At 52.0% G+C, this 19,056-nt stretch carries 14 protein-coding genes; 6 read left to right on the plus strand and 8 right to left on the minus strand.

Annotation, left to right across the window (positions count from 1 at the left end):
- Window positions 1–224: 224 nt before the first annotated feature.
- The 8 genes from BM040_RS15420 to BM040_RS15455 all read right to left on the minus strand — a co-directional run bounded on the left by BM040_RS15420 (window position 225) and on the right by BM040_RS15455 (window position 10,722).
- Entirely contained in the window at window positions 225–443 is a 219-nt protein-coding gene (locus BM040_RS15420; RefSeq protein ID WP_092103396.1) for a DUF1737 domain-containing protein, read from the minus strand.
- A gap of 277 nt (window positions 444–720) precedes the next feature.
- Window positions 721–2,019 carry a sensor histidine kinase gene (locus tag BM040_RS15425; RefSeq protein ID WP_092103398.1) on the minus strand — a complete coding sequence of 433 codons (1,299 nt, stop codon included), beginning with the start codon at window positions 2,017–2,019 and terminating at the stop codon, window positions 721–723.
- Window positions 2,003–3,382: a sigma-54-dependent transcriptional regulator gene (locus BM040_RS15430; RefSeq protein ID WP_092103400.1), complete on the minus strand. Its 1,380-nt coding sequence runs from the start codon at window positions 3,380–3,382 to the stop codon at window positions 2,003–2,005. Before BM040_RS15430 ends, BM040_RS15425 begins: the two co-directional genes overlap by 17 nt.
- Before the next feature lie 788 nt (window positions 3,383–4,170).
- Window positions 4,171–5,349, minus strand: coding sequence for an ABC transporter permease (locus BM040_RS15435; protein WP_092103403.1), 1,179 nt, complete (start codon window positions 5,347–5,349; stop codon window positions 4,171–4,173).
- Window positions 5,346–6,587: an ABC transporter permease gene (locus BM040_RS15440; RefSeq protein ID WP_092103405.1), complete on the minus strand. Its 1,242-nt coding sequence runs from the start codon at window positions 6,585–6,587 to the stop codon at window positions 5,346–5,348. The genes BM040_RS15435 and BM040_RS15440 overlap by 4 nt, the downstream gene beginning before the upstream one ends.
- A 2-nt stretch (window positions 6,588–6,589) precedes the next feature.
- Window positions 6,590–7,291 carry an ABC transporter ATP-binding protein gene (locus tag BM040_RS15445; RefSeq protein WP_092103407.1) on the minus strand — a complete coding sequence of 234 codons (702 nt, stop codon included), beginning with the start codon at window positions 7,289–7,291 and terminating at the stop codon, window positions 6,590–6,592.
- Between the two features lie 566 nt (window positions 7,292–7,857).
- The gene (locus BM040_RS15450; RefSeq protein WP_092103409.1) at window positions 7,858–9,339 is read right to left on the minus strand and encodes a TolC family protein; all 1,482 of its coding nucleotides are present in this window, start codon (window positions 9,337–9,339) and stop codon (window positions 7,858–7,860) included.
- A 138-nt stretch (window positions 9,340–9,477) separates the two neighbouring features.
- Complete coding sequence (locus BM040_RS15455) at window positions 9,478–10,722, minus strand: efflux RND transporter periplasmic adaptor subunit (protein ID WP_092103411.1); 1,245 nt, start codon at window positions 10,720–10,722, stop codon at window positions 9,478–9,480.
- A gap of 257 nt (window positions 10,723–10,979) precedes the next feature.
- On the opposite strand from BM040_RS15455, the gene BM040_RS15460 reads away from it, so the two are divergent.
- The 6 genes from BM040_RS15460 to BM040_RS15485 all read left to right on the plus strand — a co-directional run bounded on the left by BM040_RS15460 (window position 10,980) and on the right by BM040_RS15485 (window position 19,038).
- A complete protein-coding gene (locus BM040_RS15460) occupies window positions 10,980–12,710 on the plus strand; it encodes a hypothetical protein (RefSeq protein ID WP_092103413.1) in 1,731 nt (576 codons plus the stop codon).
- A 146-nt stretch (window positions 12,711–12,856) separates the two neighbouring features.
- Window positions 12,857–13,459 (plus strand): short chain dehydrogenase, encoded by a 603-nt coding sequence (locus tag BM040_RS15465; protein WP_092103415.1) that lies wholly within the window; start codon window positions 12,857–12,859, stop codon window positions 13,457–13,459.
- 69 nt (window positions 13,460–13,528) lie between these two features.
- Window positions 13,529–15,304, plus strand: coding sequence for an aminopeptidase P family protein (locus BM040_RS15470; protein ID WP_092103417.1), 1,776 nt, complete (start codon window positions 13,529–13,531; stop codon window positions 15,302–15,304).
- Between the two features lie 645 nt (window positions 15,305–15,949).
- On the plus strand, window positions 15,950–16,426 hold the full coding sequence (locus BM040_RS15475) for a GNAT family N-acetyltransferase (protein ID WP_245756243.1): 477 nt from the start codon (window positions 15,950–15,952) through the stop codon (window positions 16,424–16,426).
- Between the two features lie 3 nt (window positions 16,427–16,429).
- Window positions 16,430–17,134 (plus strand): 3'-5' exonuclease, encoded by a 705-nt coding sequence (locus tag BM040_RS15480; protein ID WP_092103419.1) that lies wholly within the window; start codon window positions 16,430–16,432, stop codon window positions 17,132–17,134.
- On the plus strand, window positions 17,131–19,038 hold the full coding sequence (locus BM040_RS15485; RefSeq protein ID WP_092103421.1) for a DUF294 nucleotidyltransferase-like domain-containing protein: 1,908 nt from the start codon (window positions 17,131–17,133) through the stop codon (window positions 19,036–19,038). The genes BM040_RS15480 and BM040_RS15485 overlap by 4 nt, the downstream gene beginning before the upstream one ends.
- Window positions 19,039–19,056: the final 18 nt, after the last annotated feature.

Genomic DNA, 19,056 nt, shown 5'->3' on the forward strand with positions numbered 1-19,056 from the left:
TGCTTGCATAAAAGGATTCTTAAACGGTGCAAATTTTTGGATATTTGTTAGGAAGCTTGCTTTAGGTATACCTGGGAATTGGTATAGTGCAAGTATAGGCCGGACGGCGGGGAGCCTGAGGAGAAAGAGGGGCAGAAACGGAAAAACCCACTTGCAGAGCTGCCGTGGCTGGCCCTGCAAGTGGGTTCTTTATACTTTGGTTAGTAAGCTTACATCAGGTGATATTACTCAATCCATTTGGTGCGGCGCTGCTTGGCAGGTTGCCTGCGCTGCTGCTGCTGTTGCACCCGTAATCTGTCTTTGGTGTGGCGCACGAGCTGTTGTGCGTATCCATCGCCGTGCTCCAGAATGCCGCCTTTCAATCTCCAACCCTGTGGCAGAAAACCTGCCACTTCCGATGCCAGACCCTCCAGGTCAGGCGCAGTGATAATATTGTACTCCATTACTTATTTAAACTTGGCTAAAAGAATTAGACCAAAGTAGAAAAAAAGAACAAAAGATGCACGGGCGCGCTACGAAAATAAATGCAATAGTGTTACATTCTTTTTAAAATAAAGCTGCTGCGCACAATAATGCAACAAAAGGGGAGATGAAGGTCTGGTTTTATGCTTATAATCCTATTATGTATTTATAAATACCGGCGGCTGCAGTTGCACATAGCTTATGTCGAAAGAAGAAATAGAAAAGACAAGCAAGTATAGATTAGACTGAGGATGCGCGTTAGAACCTGATGGTGAAGGTGGTATGCTGCGCATTGGCAGAGCCAAGGGAGAAGGTAAAACCATGGTTGACGAGTATGTCGCGCACCATGGTGAGGCCGATACCCTGGCCGTTGGCCTTGGTGGTATAAAATGGGGTAAACAGGTTTGCCTGTACATCCGCCGGTATCCCTCCGCCAGAGTCTGTTATACTTAGCTGCGGCGGTGTCATGCTGGTCGAAACGGTTATTTCCCCCCCGGAGCCGATGGCCTCCATGGCGTTTTTAAAGATATTGAGCAGCACCTGCTCCAACTGCTGTGCATCCAGCGATACGATGAGCGGGGCCTTGGCTAAGTCCCATTGCAGCTGTATGTTGCGGCGCTGCAGATCCGGCTGCAGCAGGCGGTGCAGGCTCTGCAACAGCGTGTGCACATTGGTTGGTACTTTTTTGGGTTGCGGCAGGCGCACCACCTCGGCAAAATTGGCCATAAACCGGCTCAGGTTGGTGTTGCGGTCGGTGGCTACCTGCAGTACATGGGCAAAGTCCTCGCGGTCATCTGGCTGCAGCTGGGAAGTATAAAACCCCAGTGAGCCAAGTATAGAGTTGATGGCCCCGGTGGTGTTGTTCACCTCATGCGACATCACCCGGATCACCTTCTCATAGGCCTGCCGCTCGTTCTGAAGGATGGCCTCGGTAAGTTCCTCGATAAGTATAAAGTAGTGCTGAAAGCCCCTGTCCAGGAAGTGGGCGCGGTGGCAGCGGTAGGTCCAGGTGCCGTTGATGCGGAACGTGACGGACTGCCCCGTGTTCAGGTCCTGTAGCTCCCTGGCCCATACGTCGGGCAGCTGGCTGACGTGCTTGCCCGCAAGCGCTGCGGCCGGTTGTCCCAGAAAGCGCTCTGCCGCCGGGTTTATACTTTCCACCTGGTTATCAAAACCTAAAAGTATAATACCAGCAGGGGAGGCCTGGATGAGCTTGTCGAGCAGAAAGTGCTTTTCGGCCTGGGCCACGCGCTCGTGCCTAAGCTGGTCTATCATGCGGTTGTACACGTTCACCAGCTCGTCCAGGTCCTTCTGGCCCACCGCCATAAACTTAGTCGAAAAGTCTTTGTCGCGGATCGACTCTATGCCCGAGCGAATGAGTTGCAGGGGTTTGAAAAAGGACCTGTAAAGCTGGAAGGTTACGTAGGCAGACACGATGATCAGCAGCTCCATGCCCAGGAACAGAAACTTGTTCTGTTGCAGCACAAACCACGACAGCGCCAGCAGGATGCCATGCATGAGCACGGCAAAAAGTATAAACTTAGTCCGCAGGGTCATACGGGATATCGAACTTGTCGAGGCGGCGGTACAGGGCAGCGCGGCTCAGGCCCAAGGCCCGGGCCACTTTGCTGATATTGTTGTGGTAAAAGCTCATCGACTTGCGAATCATGGAGGCTTCCATTTCTTCCAGCGTCATGGTGCCCACGGCGGGCAGGGTTTTGTCGCCGGGTTTGGCGGGGCTCTGCTGTGCCTGCGCCTTAAAATCCTCGGCCTGCAGCACATCCCGCTCTGCCACCAGCACCGTGCGCTCCACCAGGTTCTTCAGCTCCCGGATGTTGCCGGGTAATGGCAGCTCCCGGAGCCACTGCAGCGCCCGCGAACTCACCTCCAGCTCGGGGTGGTTGTAGGTCTTCTTTAGGTTGTTTACAAAGTACTGCACCAGCAGGGGCACATCGCCCTCCCGTTCGCGCAGGGCGGGAAGTTTTACCTTTATCAGGTTGATTCTATAGTATAAATCCTCCCGGAACTTACCTTCCTCCACCAGCTTGGCCAGATCCCTGTTCGTGGCGCACACCACCCGGATGTCGAGTTTGCGGGAGCGGCTGTCGCCGAGAACTTCGTAGGTGCGGTCCTGGAGCACGCGCAGCAGCTTTACCTGGCTGCCCAGGTCCAACTCTCCGATCTCATCCAGGAAAATAGTGCCTTTGTTGGCCAGCTCGAAACGGCCCGCGCGGTCGGCCTTAGCGTCCGTAAAGGCGCCGCGCTTGTGGCCAAACATCTCGCTCTCGAAGAGGGTGGAGGAGATGCCACCCAGGTTCACCTTCACGAAGGGCTGGTTTTTGCGCTGGCTGTTGCGGTGGATGGCCTCCGCAATCAGTTCTTTGCCAGTGCCACTTTCACCCTCAATCAGCACCGAGGCATCGGTGGGTGCGATTTGCCCAATCTTTTTCAGGATCTGCAGCAGCTGCGGATCCTGTCCGATGATGTTGCCGAAGTCGTACTGCTGGTCCAGCTTTTTGCGGGTGAGGGCACCTTCTGTTTCCTGCGGCTCCTTTGATAAACTCAGCGCTGTCCGCACCGCCTGCAGCAGGTAATCGTTGCTCCAGGGCTTGGTGATAAAATCTGCCGCGCCCAAACGCATGCCCTCCACAGCCAGACTGATAGAGCCCCAGCCCGTGATAAGTATAACCGGGAGCTTCGGGTAAAGGCCTTTAAACTTGCCCAGCAGGTTCAGCCCGTCGTTGCCGGTAGTGTCGATGGAAAAGTTCATGTCCATGATCGCCAGTTCCAATGGATGTAGCTCCGCCAGCTGCAGCGCCTCCTTGGGGGTGGCCGCCTCTTTGGTCTTATACCCGTTCTGCTTGAGCAGCAGGCTCAGCGAAGCGCGCACGGCTACGTCATCGTCTATTATCAGGATCATGGTTTGCGTTTAAAGTATAAAGATAAGGGTTTGGGATATAAATAGGTAGTGGGTAAGAGTGAGTGTTGGTTATACTTTTCTTTCTGGTTTATTGCTGTGTATTTTCTAGATATGTGTCAGGTATACTTTGTACTGTGATTTATACTTTATGCTTCCCCATTGCTGGCGCGGGTTTGCAACCCGTGCCTTTCTATTTTCTCGGATTTGCAATCCGAGTGGCTTGGAAAGCCATACTTTTATACTTTGGCGATACTGCTATACTTGAGCTATACTTTATACTTTCGCTGGCGCGAGATTGTAGCTCGTGCCTTTTTATACTTTGAATTATACTTCCATAGCTCCTGCTTCCTTCTGCTTGAACCAAGCTATCCTTTTAAAACACCGTTCATCCTCTAGTTCCCACCAACCTGTTGTTGCATCTCTTGCATTCTGCCCTCCTAGGCCGGGAGGCCTCGTTTTCCCGCTCGGCGCTGTGTTCCCTCCTGCCTCCGCTGCGCTTCGGCTGCCCTTAACGGGCACCGGATCTCACAAGGCGCCTCTCAGAAAAACTGGGAAGCAGTCCTATAGCCGCGGCCCTTGCTGTCATCTCGACCTTCGGGAGAGATCTGAATAGAATTCCCTCCAGTTCTCTCTCGCTGCTCGAGATGACAAGAGTGTAGCAAGTATGAATTCCCTGCCTTAGCTAAGGAGGGGCCAGGGGTGGTTGGACCCGGTCCTACAAATCTCCCTCCCCTGTTTTTAGGGGAGGGCCGGGGAGCGGTAAAACTCTCCCTCCCCTGACAAGAAACTTACTCCTCATGCAGCGCTATGGCAGGGTGTATTTTAGCGGCTTGTCGGCTGGGGTAGAAGGCGCAGATAGTGGTAAGCAGGTAGATGATGCCCACCGCACTCAGAAGCGCAATAAAGTATACTTCTGACTCTACCTGAAAGACCTGCAGGAGCGGAAACTGAACCGCAAAGAACACGCCCAGCAGCAATCCGAACGTGGCCAGCACCAGCACTTCGCCGATGAACTGCCAGTAAATCTGAGAAGATGCCGCTCCCAGGGCTCTGCGCAGGCCTATCTCGCTGTTGCGGCGGCTGATGTTGTGCCACAGCACGCCAAACAAACCCAGCGCCACGTTAAAAATCAGGAAGCCACAAACCAGGCCCAGCGCTATAAGGGGCACCAAAGCGAGCTTGGACTTATTCTGACGCATTTTCTCGAGCGTCGATACTTCCAATGTCCAGTTCTTGGCGACCTGGCCCAGCTGCCGGATCATCTTCTCCTCAAAGGCCACGCCTGTACCTGGCTTCACCCGAATGAGCATTTCGCCCCAGAACGCTCTCTCATTTTTTGCCGGAATTATGCGCTGGAAAAAGCTTGGTTCCTCAGCTGTATATTCGCTGGCGGGGCGGAAGTGCTCCACAACCCCTACCACCTGAAAGTTGCTGCTGTCGTTTTGTGGGAGCAGTTTTCCGAGCGGACTTTCATCGCCGAACAGTTGCTGGCGCATCATCTCATTAATCACGATCGGGATGTGGTGTGATGCGTCATCTTCCTGACCAAACCAACGTCCCTGACTTAGCTCCATTTGCATCACGTCTTTGAAGTCGTCTTGTACCTCGAAGATGTTAGCCAATACCGTTTTGTTATTGTAGGTGACGTTGTTGTTCATTTGGCTGAACGAAAAAGGCGCGTTGCTGCTGGTAAGCGCCGCAGCCTCTACCTCCGGCATACCTTTCACAAGTTGCAGCGCTTGGTCCATGTATTGGCGGTTTAGCGCAGTGGAGTCGAGTTCGGGGCGCATGGTCAGCAGCCACACTTGCTCGTACTTAAAGCCCAGCGGCTTGTTGTAGTTGCGGACGTTGTATACGATCAGGCTGAGCACCCCGAACAGCACCAGGAAACAGATGAAAATTTCGGTGATCAGCAGGAAGTTGCTTTTCTTCCGGTTCCAGATCAGTTTAAACAGATGGCGTATCATTTTGAACCTCCTCTCAGTGCCTCTACGGCTTGTAAGCGTGACATCTTAAAAGCGGGGTATACCCCGGAAACCAATCCAAAAACAAGGCAGAGCAGCAAGCCTACCCCAAAGATGCGCAGGTTCAGGCTCAGGTCTGCGTAAACGATAATCCCGCTATCGTTAATGAGCCACAGCACCAGGGCAGACAGTACAAAGCCCAGTAAACCGCCCAGCAGCGTCAGGAAGACGTTCTCAACCAGAAACTGGCCGATGATAGTGGAGGAGGAGGCGCCGAAAGCCTTGCGCACCCCGATTTCTGAGGAGCGCTCCATAATGCGGCTGATGTTGATGTTTACCAAGTTAATGGCTGGCAGCAGCATGAATAGCAACGCAAGTCCTGCGAGCAGGCCATACACGATGCCCACACCAGTTTCTTTCCCGTTGCCTAAGAAAGTGCGCGTTACGCTCTCCAGAAAAGTATCCGGGTAAGAGTGTAGTGTAACCCCTTTTTCAGGGCGTTGGCGCTCCACTTCGGCCATCATCGTGTCATATTCCTTTTTAATCTGCGGGATATCCGAAGCCTTTGCGGCTTTGATGGTGGCGAAGTATGTACCGTGCAGCCCCGGTTTGTTAAAGTCCTGGCTCTTGAGTGAGATGGGCACCCACACATCGGCATAGGAGTGCAGGCGCAGCACGGGCACATCCTCCACCACACCCACTACTTTATACTTTACCTGGTCTACTTCTATGTACTGCCCCAGGGCCTGAGCATCTCCAAAGTAACTTTTGCGGGTGTTTTCGTTTATCACGGCTACGCGGTTAGCGCTTTTCACGTCCTGCTGCCCGAAAGCGGCTCCTTCCACGAAGTTAAAATCGAGGATATCCCAGAACTCCTGGTCGGTATACTTGATATCAAGAGCCAGTTTGCGGTTGTTGATGTAGCTGTTGACCTGGAAGAACATGGAGTTGATGGATACCTTTTCTGGCGTTTGCAGTGTGCGCACGTGGCGATCGAGGAAGTGGTAGCTCAACGGTCCGCTTCTCGAGTGGCCTTCCTGTATCTCCTCGCGCATCATGTTCACGAAAAGCAGTTTGTCCGTTTCGCGCTCCGGCATTTGCGGCCCGAAAGTATGGTCGAAGAGGGAGGTGGCTACCACCAGCACCATCAGGGTAAAGCTGATGCCGAAGAGGCTGATGAAGGTGAAGAACTTGCGTCGCAAGAGCACCTTCCAGGCTATTTTAAGGTAATTCTTCAGCATGGCTATACTTGTTGAAGGTTGGCAAACACCTTGGCGTCAGACACCTGCTGCCCGTCAAAGAAGCGCACCAGACGCTCGGTTTTCTGGGCCATGTTCTCGTCGTGCGTCACCATCACGATGGTGGTGCCATCCACCCGGTTTAAATCCAGAAGGATGTTCATGATTTCCTCACCCATCACCGAGTCCAGGTTACCGGTAGGCTCGTCGGCCAGTATAATTTGCGGCTGGCCTATAAGAGCGCGGGCAATAGCCACGCGCTGGCGCTGTCCGCCGGAAAGCTGCGTGGGGTAGTGTTTGGTGCGGGCGCTGAGGCCTACTTTCTCCAGGGCGGTTTTGGCGAGTCTGGTGCGCTCGGAGGCGGAAATGCCGTTGCGGTAGAGCAGGGGAAGCTCCACGTTGTCAAGCACGCTCAGGTCGTTTACCAGGTGGTAGCTCTGGAAAACAAACCCGATTTTCTCATTGCGGATGTGCGCCAGTTCCTTGTCTTTGTAGCTGGTGATGGTATGTCCGTCTATTTCCACGGTGCCCTGGGTTGGCACGTCCAGCAGGCCCATGATGTTGAGCAGCGTGGATTTGCCGCAGCCCGAAGGCCCCATGATGGAGAGGAATTCGCCTTTGGGAACCAGCAGGTTCACGTGCTGCAGGGCCACCGTCTCGATAGACTTGGTTTGGTAGACCTTTTCGATGTTTGATAGCGTGATCATAGTTTTAAATATAATGTCTTTTGATTTTTATGGTGATTCAGTGTTTTATCATCTCTAATTGCTGGCGCAAGTCTTCAGACTTGTGTCCTATGATGATGTCAAGTTTGTAACTTGACTGGCTTGAAAAGCCATACTTGCTTCGGCTATACTTTTATCCTTGGCGATTTATAATTCGGTTTATACTTTCATAGCCCCTGCTTCCCGCAACTTGACATAAGCTATCCTTTCTAGCCACCGTTCATCCTCCAGCCCCACAAGCGGCTCGTTTCATCTCTGGCTTTGGCTCCCTCAAGGCCGGGAGGCCTCGTCCTGGGGGTAGGGGCCCTCGATAAGGGCATCGCGCTGCTTTCGCTTCCTGCCCTCGTGCCTCGGGCTGCCTCGCTTACGCTCGTCACCGGAACCTCTCGAGGCGCTCAACCCAAGGACTGGGAACAAGTTCGATAGCCGCTGCTTTGAAACTTGAACCAAAGTCCCCCTTCGAAGGGGGTAGGGGGATGACAATCGCCTGCCCAAAGCTCCCCTCCTTAGACAAGGAGGGGTAGGGGTGGTTGGATATATACCTCTGCTCATAACTCCTCCTGCGCCTCCACCACAATCGGTTCCTGTTTCTCGAAATCATAAAGCGTCAGTTGTCTTAAAGTATAATGTGCTTCCCAGAACTCGCTGAGCGAGGCGATGTAAGCGCGGCGGGCCTGGTCTTTCTCTGCCAGGGCGATGTTCAGTTCTGTGATGCTGATGCGGCCGATCAGAAAGGTGTTCTTGGCGATTTCATAGCGTTCGGCGGCAATGGCGTCTGCTTCTGCCGTGGTGCTGATGCGGGTTTTCAAGGTGTTGTATTGGTTCACCTGCGTCAGCACAGCCTGCTCAAAGTTGGTTTCTTCCTGGCTGATGGTATACTCTACCAGCTTCTGGTTCAGCTGCGCCACCTTAGTAACTGAGCGCTGGCGACCCCAGTCGAGGATGGGCATGGTAAAGCCGATGCGGGCGCGCTGCTGGTTGTCTGGCCGGTCATAGATATCGCTGAAGGCAACACCCTGGTTAGTGAGGCCGAAGGTGGCAAACAGGCTGGCGTTAAACCCGTTGTCACCGCGGGCTTTGGCTATCAGGCTTTCAGCTTCCAGTATCCTGCGCCGGAAGTTTATACTTTCCTTGCGGTTTTTCTTTGCCTCGGCCAGGGCTACTGCGGCTGCCACGGTGGTTTCGGGTATACTTTCGGGCACGTGCAGGCTGAACTGGGTGTCGTCTTTCAGACCGAGGTAGTTGCGCAGGGCCAGCGCCGCTGTCTGGGCATCCAGGTCGGCCTGCGCCAGCGCCAGGTCTGAGTTGAGGACCGCCAGGCGCAGCTGCAGCAAGTCGTTTTTGGAGAGGCGGCCGAGGTTATACTTTTCCTGCGCCACCTGGTATAGCGTATCGTTGTTAGCCAGGTTCTTGGCGGCTATACTTTGATTGGCCTGTGCCAGCAGCAAATCAAAGTATAAACCAGTGGCTTTCACGGCTATACTTTCCCTGTCCTCCACATACTGCTTCTGGGCCTCCTCGTAGCGCAGCGGCTCTATCTTCTTGTTCCAGCTCAGGGCGTTGTAGGCAAACAGCGGTTGCTCCAACCCGATAATGGCCGGGTTGCCGTTGTAACGGGTCTGGTCACGGTCAAAGTCGTCGAAGCGCTGCATGAGCGAGGTCACGAACACCTTGCCGCCGGTCGGGCTGATCACCTGGCTCAGCGTCAGGCCCAAATCTGTGTTGTTGATGGAAACGGGTTTAAACTCCGTAGTGCCGTCTGGTTGCGTAACGGGGGTAATCGTGCGGCTGAAATCGGGCAACGTACCTTCCAAACTGAGCTGCGGCCTGTACTCCGATTTCACGCTGCGCCATTTCCAATAGCTGTTTTCCCGGGTCGTCTCCACCTGCAGCGCCTCTGCCGACTGCGCCTGCGCCAAAGCAATCACCTCCTGCAGGCTCAGTTGCCGGGTGTCAGGCTGTGCTATACTTTGGACGCAGTGCAGGGCAAACACTACAAACAGTAAACAGTATGGGTAATGCTTTTTCATAGTTTCAGTTTAAGCGTATCAGGTAGCATGTATCAAGTATCATGATTTCTTGAGTTGTAAATCTGTGGTTTTATACTTTAGGCTTGCGCTTCTGAGAACCGAATCGAGCAACGTGTGTCATCCTGTTTGATTCGCATCTTACTTCAGCCGCACTTTCTGCACGTGCTCAAAGTCTTTCATATCAGAGATGACCACCACATCGCCCGGCTGCACACCGTTTTCCAGTTCCACAAAATCCGTGTTGCTCATGCCGGTGCGGGCCGGCACCTGTACCAGCGCATCCTCGCGCAGCACAAACACATTGTCGGGAGAGCCGCTGTTGAAGTAGGGACCATTTTTCACGCGCAGGGCGTCGTTTTTGCTGGCAGTCGTCACAAAGAGGTCCACGCGGAGGCTGGGGCGGAGTAACTGGTGACTTTTCTCCTCCAGGGCCACATAAAACGTCACGGTGCCGTTCTTTACCGAAGGTTCGATGGCCACAATGCTGCCTTTCAGGTCGGTGTTGTTGATGCGGGCAATGGCGTCGCCGCCCACGTGCAACTGGTCGGCAAAGGCATCCGAAATGCTGGCCTGCACCCGGAAGCTGCTCAAATCGGCCAGTCGGGCAATCACCTCGCCGGCGTTCACGCTGCTGCCAACCTCGCTTTTCACCCAGGTAACCACGCCTGGACGGGTGGCGCGTACTTCGGCCTGCTGCATCTTGCGCTCCAGTTCCTCCAGCGAGCGGCCGTTCATCGCCAACGTATAGCTTAGTTCCTGCTCGTCGGCTCGTAGCAGTTTGCGCTCGCTTTCGATGTCCTGCTCCAGCTGCGCCAGCTCCTGCTGCGCGATTTTCAGTTTCAGCTCTGCCTGTTTTACCTGCTCCTGGGTGCCGCCGCCAATCTTTAGCAGGTACTGCTCGTCCTCCAGCTGCGCCTGCAGGCTCCTCACGTTCATGCGCTTAATTGCCAACTGCGACTCCAGGCTGTTGAGTTTTTTGTCCAGTTGCAGGCGCATCTGCACGCTTTTGTGCTGGTTCAGCTGCTGCTCGTCTTTCAGTTTGTCGTAGGCCAGTTGGGTGAAGGAGCGGTCGAGGAGGAGCACTTGGTCGCCGGGCTTTACCTGCTCGCCGGCATTGCGCACCACCTGCTCGATGCGCGCCTGGATGGGACTCGTGATAGCCTGCTCATGCTCCGGCACCACCACGCCCGATGCGCTCAGGGTAGCTACTACCGGACCACGCTCCACCATGGCGGTGCGTACCTCGCTGCGGCTGATGCCCGGCGCCAGCAGGTTTCTGATCCCGAAGATGGCTGCCAGCACCAGGGCCGCGGCTATACTTACCTGCCAGATGCGCTTGCGTCGGTTAGCTTGTTTGGTAGCGGCTGATAATTCACGATCCATAGTCTTATTTTATACTTGCTCGTGAGGGTATAGCCAATTTAGATGCCAGTAATGTAAGTTGTTGATTATTAGTGTTTTGTGTGCTATAATATTGATTTTAAGGCTTTTGTAGGTGTTCAGTATTGAACAGTTTGTGCGGTTTTGGGAGGGGGGAGGTAATAATTTTATTGTATTTTTAGTATACAGGTAGACAATTTTTGCTACTTAAGTTTGAAAATTGAAATGAGGAGTACCAAATTATAAAATGATGTATACTAATGAGGATTGTCGCTGCACCCACATATAGGCATATTTTTGATGAGCCAGCCCCACAATTAACCGAACTGTTAAAAGATATTCCTACCAAAGTAATTATAGGGGTTGTTTCAGTCATAAATGCTGAACTCTATCTGAAAGCTGAAGAACCTGAGACCCATAAGAAGATACTGGATTTTTTGCTCTTTAGGCAGAATCAAAAAACAAAACGACTCATAATTGAAAGAATATATGCAAATGCAGTTAATTCAGAAGGTGCAGGGATTGCAATTTTTTCTACACATTTACTACTTGAGTTTCTGCATCATTCATTGTTGCATTATTATGAAAATGAACAATTTATTGACACCAACCCCACTCAAGAACTCTCAATTTTCAAAGCATACTTTTTGATTGCCGAAAAAGTAAATGCAAGAACGAAGCTAACAAAGGAAACAAACTCTCATCTTGATTATTATAGAAGAAATACTTGGCCTACTCACATCAATCAAATAGAAATAAATGATCGAATAAATTACCTGAACTCAATGGTTCGATCGAAATGCTTTTTTGATTTCTTAGAATATGATTCAAAGTTTTCAAATTACGTTTCCAGTTTTCTTCAACAACACCAATTTAAAGATTCCTGGTCATACATTTTTACTTTGGTACAGACAATTCAAATTTCTCATCAGACTGAAGAGGAATCTAGATTTGCTCCATTTTATATTAACATAGATATAAGTAACTATACTTTCCTTGATGAATTATGCCTTGATCCTAAATCTTATTCAGAACAATTTATTGAAGGAAAAAGGAATTATGACGGCTTCAAGGATAAACCCCTAATTAAGTTTGGTGCTAAAAGCTACTTGGTAATTGATTGGAATTTATTGGCTAATAAACTTTACAACGGACTTATTTATGATTTTTTTAGTAGATCTGGGATAGCTCAAGAACCTAGTTTCAAGAACACTAAATCTCCTTTCATCGCATTCAAGAAGTTCATTAGTGAATATTCAATTGAAAACTACCTATTCAAAAGATTGATAAGTTCTATTTTTAAAGGCACATATTCCACACCATATTTTAGTGATCAAGCAGGTCAAGGATTACCAGATGCTTACATCCGGGTAGGAAAGAGAATATTTATTTTTGAAATTAAGGATGCATTTTTCCCAACCCAAGCAGTTGAATCATATAACTATGACCAAATAGTATCTAAGATAGATGAGAAGTATAACACTGATAAGAAAGGTACAGGTCAGCTAATCAAACACTTCTTAAGGTTAAGAGAAAAGCCATTCGAACCATCATCTTATTCAAAACTAAAGCTAAAGACCAGAAACCTGGTAATTTATCCCATAATCATCTACACTGATACCTTTTTTAGTTTACCAGGAGTTATGCTCTACCTTCAGCAACGGCTTAGAGAAAGAATAACACAAGAGGGAATGGATAAAGATTTTCAGCAAATTAAAAGCCTCTCCTTTTTTAATATAGACTTTCTAATTGAGAACTTGGATTTGTTGCAAAAGAAAGAAAATTCTCTGGACAGAATAATTGATTATGTGCTAAGGGAAATAACAAAAAGAGAGAAGAGGTATGAAAGGAAAAGAAAGATACGTGATTTGCTAGATTGGAAAGATAACTTTGAAATAATTGCTTCTAAAATGCTTGATTTAAAAGTATCTAGAGATTACGTACGAACAATTTTTAACGAGCTAGACCTAAATCAAAAAGGAGTTGATTAATTTTTAGATAGCTCAAACGGTATATGTCGATCCTAGTATAATCTAAACCCTATCTTTGAGCCTCCATACTTTCCCCTCAGTTATGCTTCCTCTAAAAATCATAGTATAACCGTATACTTTACACATCAACCTAAACCTAAGAAACTATGAAAATTTTACTCGTTGGTGGCACCGGCACCATTGGCAAACGCATTTACTGGCGGCTGCAGGACGCACACGAAATCATAACGGCTGGCTCCAAGAGCGGCGACGTGCAGGTGGACATGACAGACCCGCATTCGATTGAGGAAATGTTCACGAAAACAGGCAAGCTGGACGCGATGGTGGTGGCTGCCGGCGGTGCGCCCATGGCGCCTGTGCAGGAGCTGACGCAGGAGCACTTTTACGAGGGCATCCGCAGCAAAATGATGGGGCAGATCAACCTGGCGCTCATCGGGCAAAAGCACCTGAACCCGGGCGGAAGTATAACGCTCACCTCCGGCATTTTATCCGAAGACCCAATAGCACTGGGCGCGGTGCTGAGTACGATAAACAGCGCTGTTAACGGTTTTGTGATTGGCGCGTCTGGCGAGCTGTTGCGGCAGGGCATCCGCATTAATGTAGTGAGTCCCGGCATCGTGGAAGACTCGGCAGAGGCAATTGGCAGTTACTTCCCTGGCCACAACCCGGTGCCGATGGAGCGGGTGGTCAACGGCTACCTGAAAAGTATACTGGGCATCTGCACCGGGCAGGTCATCAAGGCGTATTAAATACCGCTTCCCTGCGCATTTCTCCCCATCTTTCCTTAATTTGCCCGCAACCGAAAAACAACATTCCACATGACGCATAAAGATAGATTAGCAGCCATACAGAGCCAGATGCGAGGGGAGGGCGTGAGCGCCTACATCATTCCATCGGCCGATCCACATATTAGCGAGTATGTGCCGGACAGGTACAAGTGCATCGAGTTTGCCTCCGGTTTTACCGGCTCAGCAGGCACACTGGTGATAACTCCTGACACGGCCTACCTCTGGACAGACGCACGCTACTTTGTACAGGCCAACGAGCAGCTGGAAGGGACCGGATTTGAGCTGGCGAAACTGCGCGTACAGCACGCCCCGGAGTATATCGATTGGCTGGCGGATCGCCTTCCGGCCGGAGCCACCGTGGCCTTCGATGCCAAGCTTATCTCGGTAGGGCTGGCACAGCAACTGGAGGCGCAGCTTGTTCCGCTGGGCATCCACATCAACAGCGACCGCGACTACCTGGACCCGATCTGGCAAAACAGACCGGACCTTCCTTCGGCTCCTGCTTTTCTGCTGGGCGAAGACGTGGTAGGGGAGTCGCTGGAGAGCAAGCTGGCGCGCGTGCGGGCGGCCCTAAAAAAGTATAGAGCCGATTACCACCTCATCTCCTCGCTCGACGACATGGCCTGGCTGTTTAACATGCGCGGCTCCGACGTGAAGTGCAACCCCGTGGTGCTGAGCTTCGCCCTCATCAGCCAGGACAAAGCCATGCTGTTTATCGACACCGCCAAGTTCTCAGAGGAAGACCAGGCAAGGCTTAAAAAAGCAGGCGTTGAACTGGAAACCTATGATATGATAGAGCGGGCTGTTTCTGCCATCCCCGGCGACAGCATCCTAATAGATCCGCGCCGTAACTGCTATGCCCTGTACAAAGAGCTGCCAAAAGAGGTGCGCGTGATTCAGGATACCAACCCGACTACTTTCTTTAAGGCGGCTAAAAACGAGGTGGAGATAGCCCACACGCGTCAGGCGATGATCAAAGACGGTGTGGCCCTGACCCGCTTCTTTAAATGGCTGGAAGAGAACATCGGCAAGACCCGCATCACCGAGATCTCCGTGGCAGAAAAAGTGCGTGAGTTCCGGGCAGCGCAGGATGGTTTTATTGGCGAGAGCTTCGATACCATTGCCGGCTACCGAGCGCACGGTGCCCTGCCGCACTACAAAGCTACACCGGAAAGTGACGCCGAGCTGCAGCCTGAGGGCCTGTTTCTGCTGGATTCGGGCGGACAGTATACTTCCGGCACCACCGATATTACGCGTGTAATGTCGCTTGGCAACCTGACCGAGGAAGAAAGTATAGATTATACTTTGGTGTTGAAAGGGATGATAGAAGGCGCCACCGCCCGTTTCCCAAAAGGCACCAGAGGCTATCAAATCGATGCCATCACCCGCAAGCCGCTCTGGGACTATGCCCGCAACTACGGGCACGGCACCGGCCACGGCGTAGGTTTCTTCCTGAACGTGCACGAGGGGCCGCATGTGTTCAATCCAACTCCGACAGCAGTGGATATTGAGCTGGGCATGATCACATCGGTAGAGCCTGGCATTTACCGCCCGGGCAAGCACGGCGTGCGCATCGAGAACCTGGTGCTGACTGTGCCGGACGAGGCGAATGATTTCGGCGAGTTCTATACTTTCGAGCACCTCACGCTGGCTTTGATTGATACCACGCCGGTTAAAAAAGAACTGTTGGAGGCGCACCAGATCAAATGGCTGAACGAGTACCACCAGCAGGTAGTAGAAAAGCTCGGCCCACACCTGACCGAGGACGAACTGGCCTGGCTGAAGGAGAAAGCGAAGCCGATATAGATTTAGGTAACTCCCTCACCTGGGAACAGGGGAGGGAGTTTATACTTTGCCGGGGCCGGGTCCAACCACCCCTGGCCCCTCCTTGGCCAAGGAGGGGAGCCTATGATTACTGAGGTTGAAGTATAAGTTGTATAGGCGGAGGTGTTACGCGGACAGGTCGCGACCTGTCCCTACAAAGTATAAACTCAGCAACAGATTATCATCCCCCTGCCCCCTACGAAGGGGGACTTGGGTTCAAGTTGCATTAGCAACGGCTATCGAACTGCTTCCCAGTTTTTCTGGGAGGCGCCTTGTGAGATCCGGTGCCCGCCAAGGGCAGCCGCAGCGCAGCGGAGGCAGGAGGGAACACAGCGCCGAGCAGGAAAACGAGGCCTCCCGGCCTGGGAGGGCAGAAAGTATACTATGAAACGAGCCGTTGGTGGGAACTAGAGGAGGAACGGTGGTTTGAAAGTATAGCTTGGTTCAAGCTACAGGAAGCAGGGGCTAATGGAGGAAATCGCCAAGTATAAAAAGACACGAGCAGCAAGCTCGCGCCGGCGAAAGTATAAATCAGCAAGTATAGCTCAAGTATAAAGTATAGCCAAAGTATAAATATGGCTTTTCAAGCCAGTTGGGTTGCAAACACAACACTATAGTAGGCACGGGTTGCAAACCCGCGCCAGCGGAAAGTATTTCCACACCAACATGCAGATAAAAGAAATAACAGCCGAAGAAACCTGGCAGCTTAGGCGTGACGTGATGTGGCCGGAAAAGGACATCAGCTACGTGCAGTTGCCGGAGGATAAAGAAGGCCAGCACTTTGGTTTATACTTATCCGGCGAGCTGGTATCGGTGGTGTCGCTGTTTGCGGCGGGGCAGCGGGCGCAGTTTCGCAAATTTGCTACCTTGCCGCAGTACCAAGGCAGAGGCTATGGCTCCCAGCTGTTGCAGCACCTTATCTGGCAGGCGGCAACACAAGGTATCACGAAGCTCTGGTGCAACGCCCGCCAGGAAAAAACTTCGTTCTACAGGCGCTTTGGCCTGCAAGAATCAAATCACACGTTTGTGAAAGACGGTAAAAGTTATGTGGTGATGGAGGGAAGTATAGCCGCACCACCAAAGTCAGGAAGCGCAGCCAGATAGCCTATGCGGGAATTTATACTTTTCATAGACACCGAAACCACCGGCATTCCGCTCGATTGGGACGCGCCTTATTCCGACAATGAGAGCTGGCCCTACTCTGTGCAGATTGCCTGGTCGGTGTATAACCGGCAGGGGCAGGAGCTCAAATCCGAGAACCACTACATTTATGAGCCGGAGCTCGTAATATCTGAGGCTTCGGAGCGCATACACGGCATTACGAAGGCCTTTTTGGAGGAGCGGGGGGAACGCAGAAAGGATGTGCTCCTGCTGCTGACGCAGGATTTAAAGCAGTACAAGCCTTTGGTGGTGGGGCACTTCATGCAGCTGGATTACCACATGCTCGGGGTTGGGTTTCACCGGGCGAATCTGCCTAACCCATTGCCCGGCCTGCCGACTTTCTGCACCATGAAGGCCTCTGCCAGTTTCCTGCTTCGCCAGCAACAATGCTTTCTGAGGCTGGGCGAGCTGTATGAGCGGCTGTTTCATAAACCCCTGGAGCGCCAACACGACGCCGCCGTAGATGCCCAAGCCACGGCAGCCTGTTTCTTTAAGCTGCTCGAGCAGGGCGATATCACCGAAGATACCATCCGGCAGCAACAGACAGCGCGACAGGAAGTGGTGAAAGCCCCGGAGCCTCGCACTAACAGTATACTGTTGCTGCTACTTGCCATCGTTATACTTGCTGTTTTACTCATCTTACTGATATGACGGACAAACTAACGTTTCTGAAAACGGTAAAGCCTTTCAACCTGCTGCCCGAAGAGGTGCTGCGGGGCGTGGCCGATTTGCTGCAGGAGGTGCGGTATACCAAAGACACGGCCCTTTACCACCAGGAGGTAACCAAGATGAAAGGGGTGGACCTGATAGCGGCCGGCGAGTATGAGAGCTTTTTTTACGACAGTGAACAGAACAAGCGGGTGGTGGAGCAACATCATAGCGGTTACTGCTACGGCGGCATTTCGGTGCTGCTGAACCGCAAGCGCTCACTCCGCTCGGTTATCGCCCAAAAAGGTACGCTGGTATACTTCCTGCCGCGCCGCGATTTCCGGCAGCTGTGCCAGGGCTACGAGAACTTCTTCCACCATTTTACGGCAGAGTTTGGCCGCCGCATGCTCAACGATGAGTTTGCCCACTTTGTAAAGAAACCCACCGCCTTTGAGGATAACTTTATCTCCTCCGACCAGCTCTACTCGCGCAAGATAGAGTCGCTGGTGTACCGCGAGCTGGTGGTTTGCCACGCCGGAACCCCGGTGTACGAGGCTGCCCGCATGATGGCCGAAAAGAAGGTGAGCTGCCTGTTTGTGCAGGACGCGCAGGGACAAATTATCGGTTACCTCACCGACATCACCATCCGCGATAACGTAGTGGCAAGCCAGGTGAGCGTGCAGGAGCCGGTGCACGGGGTGATGGATAACCCAATTGTAAGTATAAACAAGCAGGCGTTTGTGTATGAGGCCATCCTGTTGATGTTCCATACCAAAACCCGTTACCTGCTGGTGGAGGATAATGGGCAGTATGTGGGCTTCCTGAGCCGTAACAAACTGCTGAGCGAGCAGGCGCAGTCGCCGTTCGTGTTCATACAATCCGTAAAGCTGGCGCAGTCGGTGCAGGAGCTAAGGCGCAAGTGGGAGAAAGTGCCGGAAATCGTATACCAGCTCCTGGACAGGGGCGTGAAGCCTGAGATTGTGAACCAGGTGATAACGACTGTTTCGGACACGATTACCACCAAAGTGATTGAGGGGGTGATAGACGAGATGGGCACACCGCCTGCCAAGTTTGCGTTTATGGTGCTGGGCAGCGAGGGGCGCAAAGAGCAGACCCTGAACACCGACCAGGATAACGCCATCATTTACGAGGACAAGGCCAATGAGCAGCGCGAGCTGGTGCGGGAGTATTTCCTGCGCTTCGCCGAGCAAGTGTCGGAGCGGCTCGACATGATAGGCTTTAGCTTTTGCAAGGGCGGTTTTATGGCCAAAAACCCCAAATGGACGCATTCGCTCTCGCACTGGAAGCGCAACTATAGCAGCTGGATGAAAGAGCCGGACCCGGAAACGGTGATGAAATTCTCCACTTTCTTCGATTGCCGTTACATTTATGGGGAGGCTTCTATTATAGATGAGCTGCGGGAGTACCTGGACCAGGAACTGCAGGAGCCATTGGGTAGATTCCTCTACCACATGGCCAAAAACGCGCTGCAGTACGTGCCGCCGCTCACCTTTTTCAAAAACATCAAAACCTTTACCAAGGGGGGGCAGGAGGTGTTCGACATCAAGAAAACCATGACTCCCATTGTGGACCTGGTGCGAGTGTACGCGCTTAAGAACCGGATTTTCAAAACCAACACCGGAGAGCGGCTCGAAGCCTTACGGGCCATGGGCGAGTTTACGGATGCCGATTACCACGAACTAATGCATTCCTACTACTACCTCATGAGCCTACGCCTGAAAAAGCAGGCGGTGCAAATCATCCACGACAAAGCGGAGCCGGACAACTTTATTGATGTGCGTGGCCTGACCAAAATTGAGCAGGTTACCCTGAAGGAGATTTTCAAGACCATCGCCAACTTCCAGGCAAGTATAAAGCTCAAGTTCACTAACTCGCTGCAGGGTTAAAAAGAACAGGCTACCCCT

The sequence above is a fragment of the Pontibacter chinhatensis genome (genome assembly GCF_900113285.1).
GTDB lineage: Bacteria > Bacteroidota > Bacteroidia > Cytophagales > Hymenobacteraceae > Pontibacter > Pontibacter chinhatensis.

What these genes read in the sequence shown, in the direction of transcription:
- BM040_RS15430 (WP_092103400.1), bottom strand. Translation starts at nt 3,382, where the DNA reads ATGATCCTGATAATAGACGATGACGTAGCCGTGCGCGCTTCGCTGAGC.
- BM040_RS15455 (WP_092103411.1), bottom strand. Translation starts at nt 10,722, where the DNA reads ATGGATCGTGAATTATCAGCCGCTACCAAACAAGCTAACCGACGCAAG.
- BM040_RS15480 (WP_092103419.1), top strand. Translation starts at nt 16,430, where the DNA reads ATGCGGGAATTTATACTTTTCATAGACACCGAAACCACCGGCATTCCG.
- BM040_RS15435 (WP_092103403.1), bottom strand. Translation starts at nt 5,349, where the DNA reads ATGATACGCCATCTGTTTAAACTGATCTGGAACCGGAAGAAAAGCAAC.
- BM040_RS15470 (WP_092103417.1), top strand. Translation starts at nt 13,529, where the DNA reads ATGACGCATAAAGATAGATTAGCAGCCATACAGAGCCAGATGCGAGGG.
- BM040_RS15460 (WP_092103413.1), top strand. Translation starts at nt 10,980, where the DNA reads ATGAGGATTGTCGCTGCACCCACATATAGGCATATTTTTGATGAGCCA.
- BM040_RS15440 (WP_092103405.1), bottom strand. Translation starts at nt 6,587, where the DNA reads ATGCTGAAGAATTACCTTAAAATAGCCTGGAAGGTGCTCTTGCGACGC.
- BM040_RS15420 (WP_092103396.1), bottom strand. Translation starts at nt 443, where the DNA reads ATGGAGTACAATATTATCACTGCGCCTGACCTGGAGGGTCTGGCATCG.
- BM040_RS15425 (WP_092103398.1), bottom strand. Translation starts at nt 2,019, where the DNA reads ATGACCCTGCGGACTAAGTTTATACTTTTTGCCGTGCTCATGCATGGC.
- BM040_RS15445 (WP_092103407.1), bottom strand. Translation starts at nt 7,291, where the DNA reads ATGATCACGCTATCAAACATCGAAAAGGTCTACCAAACCAAGTCTATC.
- BM040_RS15450 (WP_092103409.1), bottom strand. Translation starts at nt 9,339, where the DNA reads ATGAAAAAGCATTACCCATACTGTTTACTGTTTGTAGTGTTTGCCCTG.
- BM040_RS15485 (WP_092103421.1), top strand. Translation starts at nt 17,131, where the DNA reads ATGACGGACAAACTAACGTTTCTGAAAACGGTAAAGCCTTTCAACCTG.
- BM040_RS15465 (WP_092103415.1), top strand. Translation starts at nt 12,857, where the DNA reads ATGAAAATTTTACTCGTTGGTGGCACCGGCACCATTGGCAAACGCATT.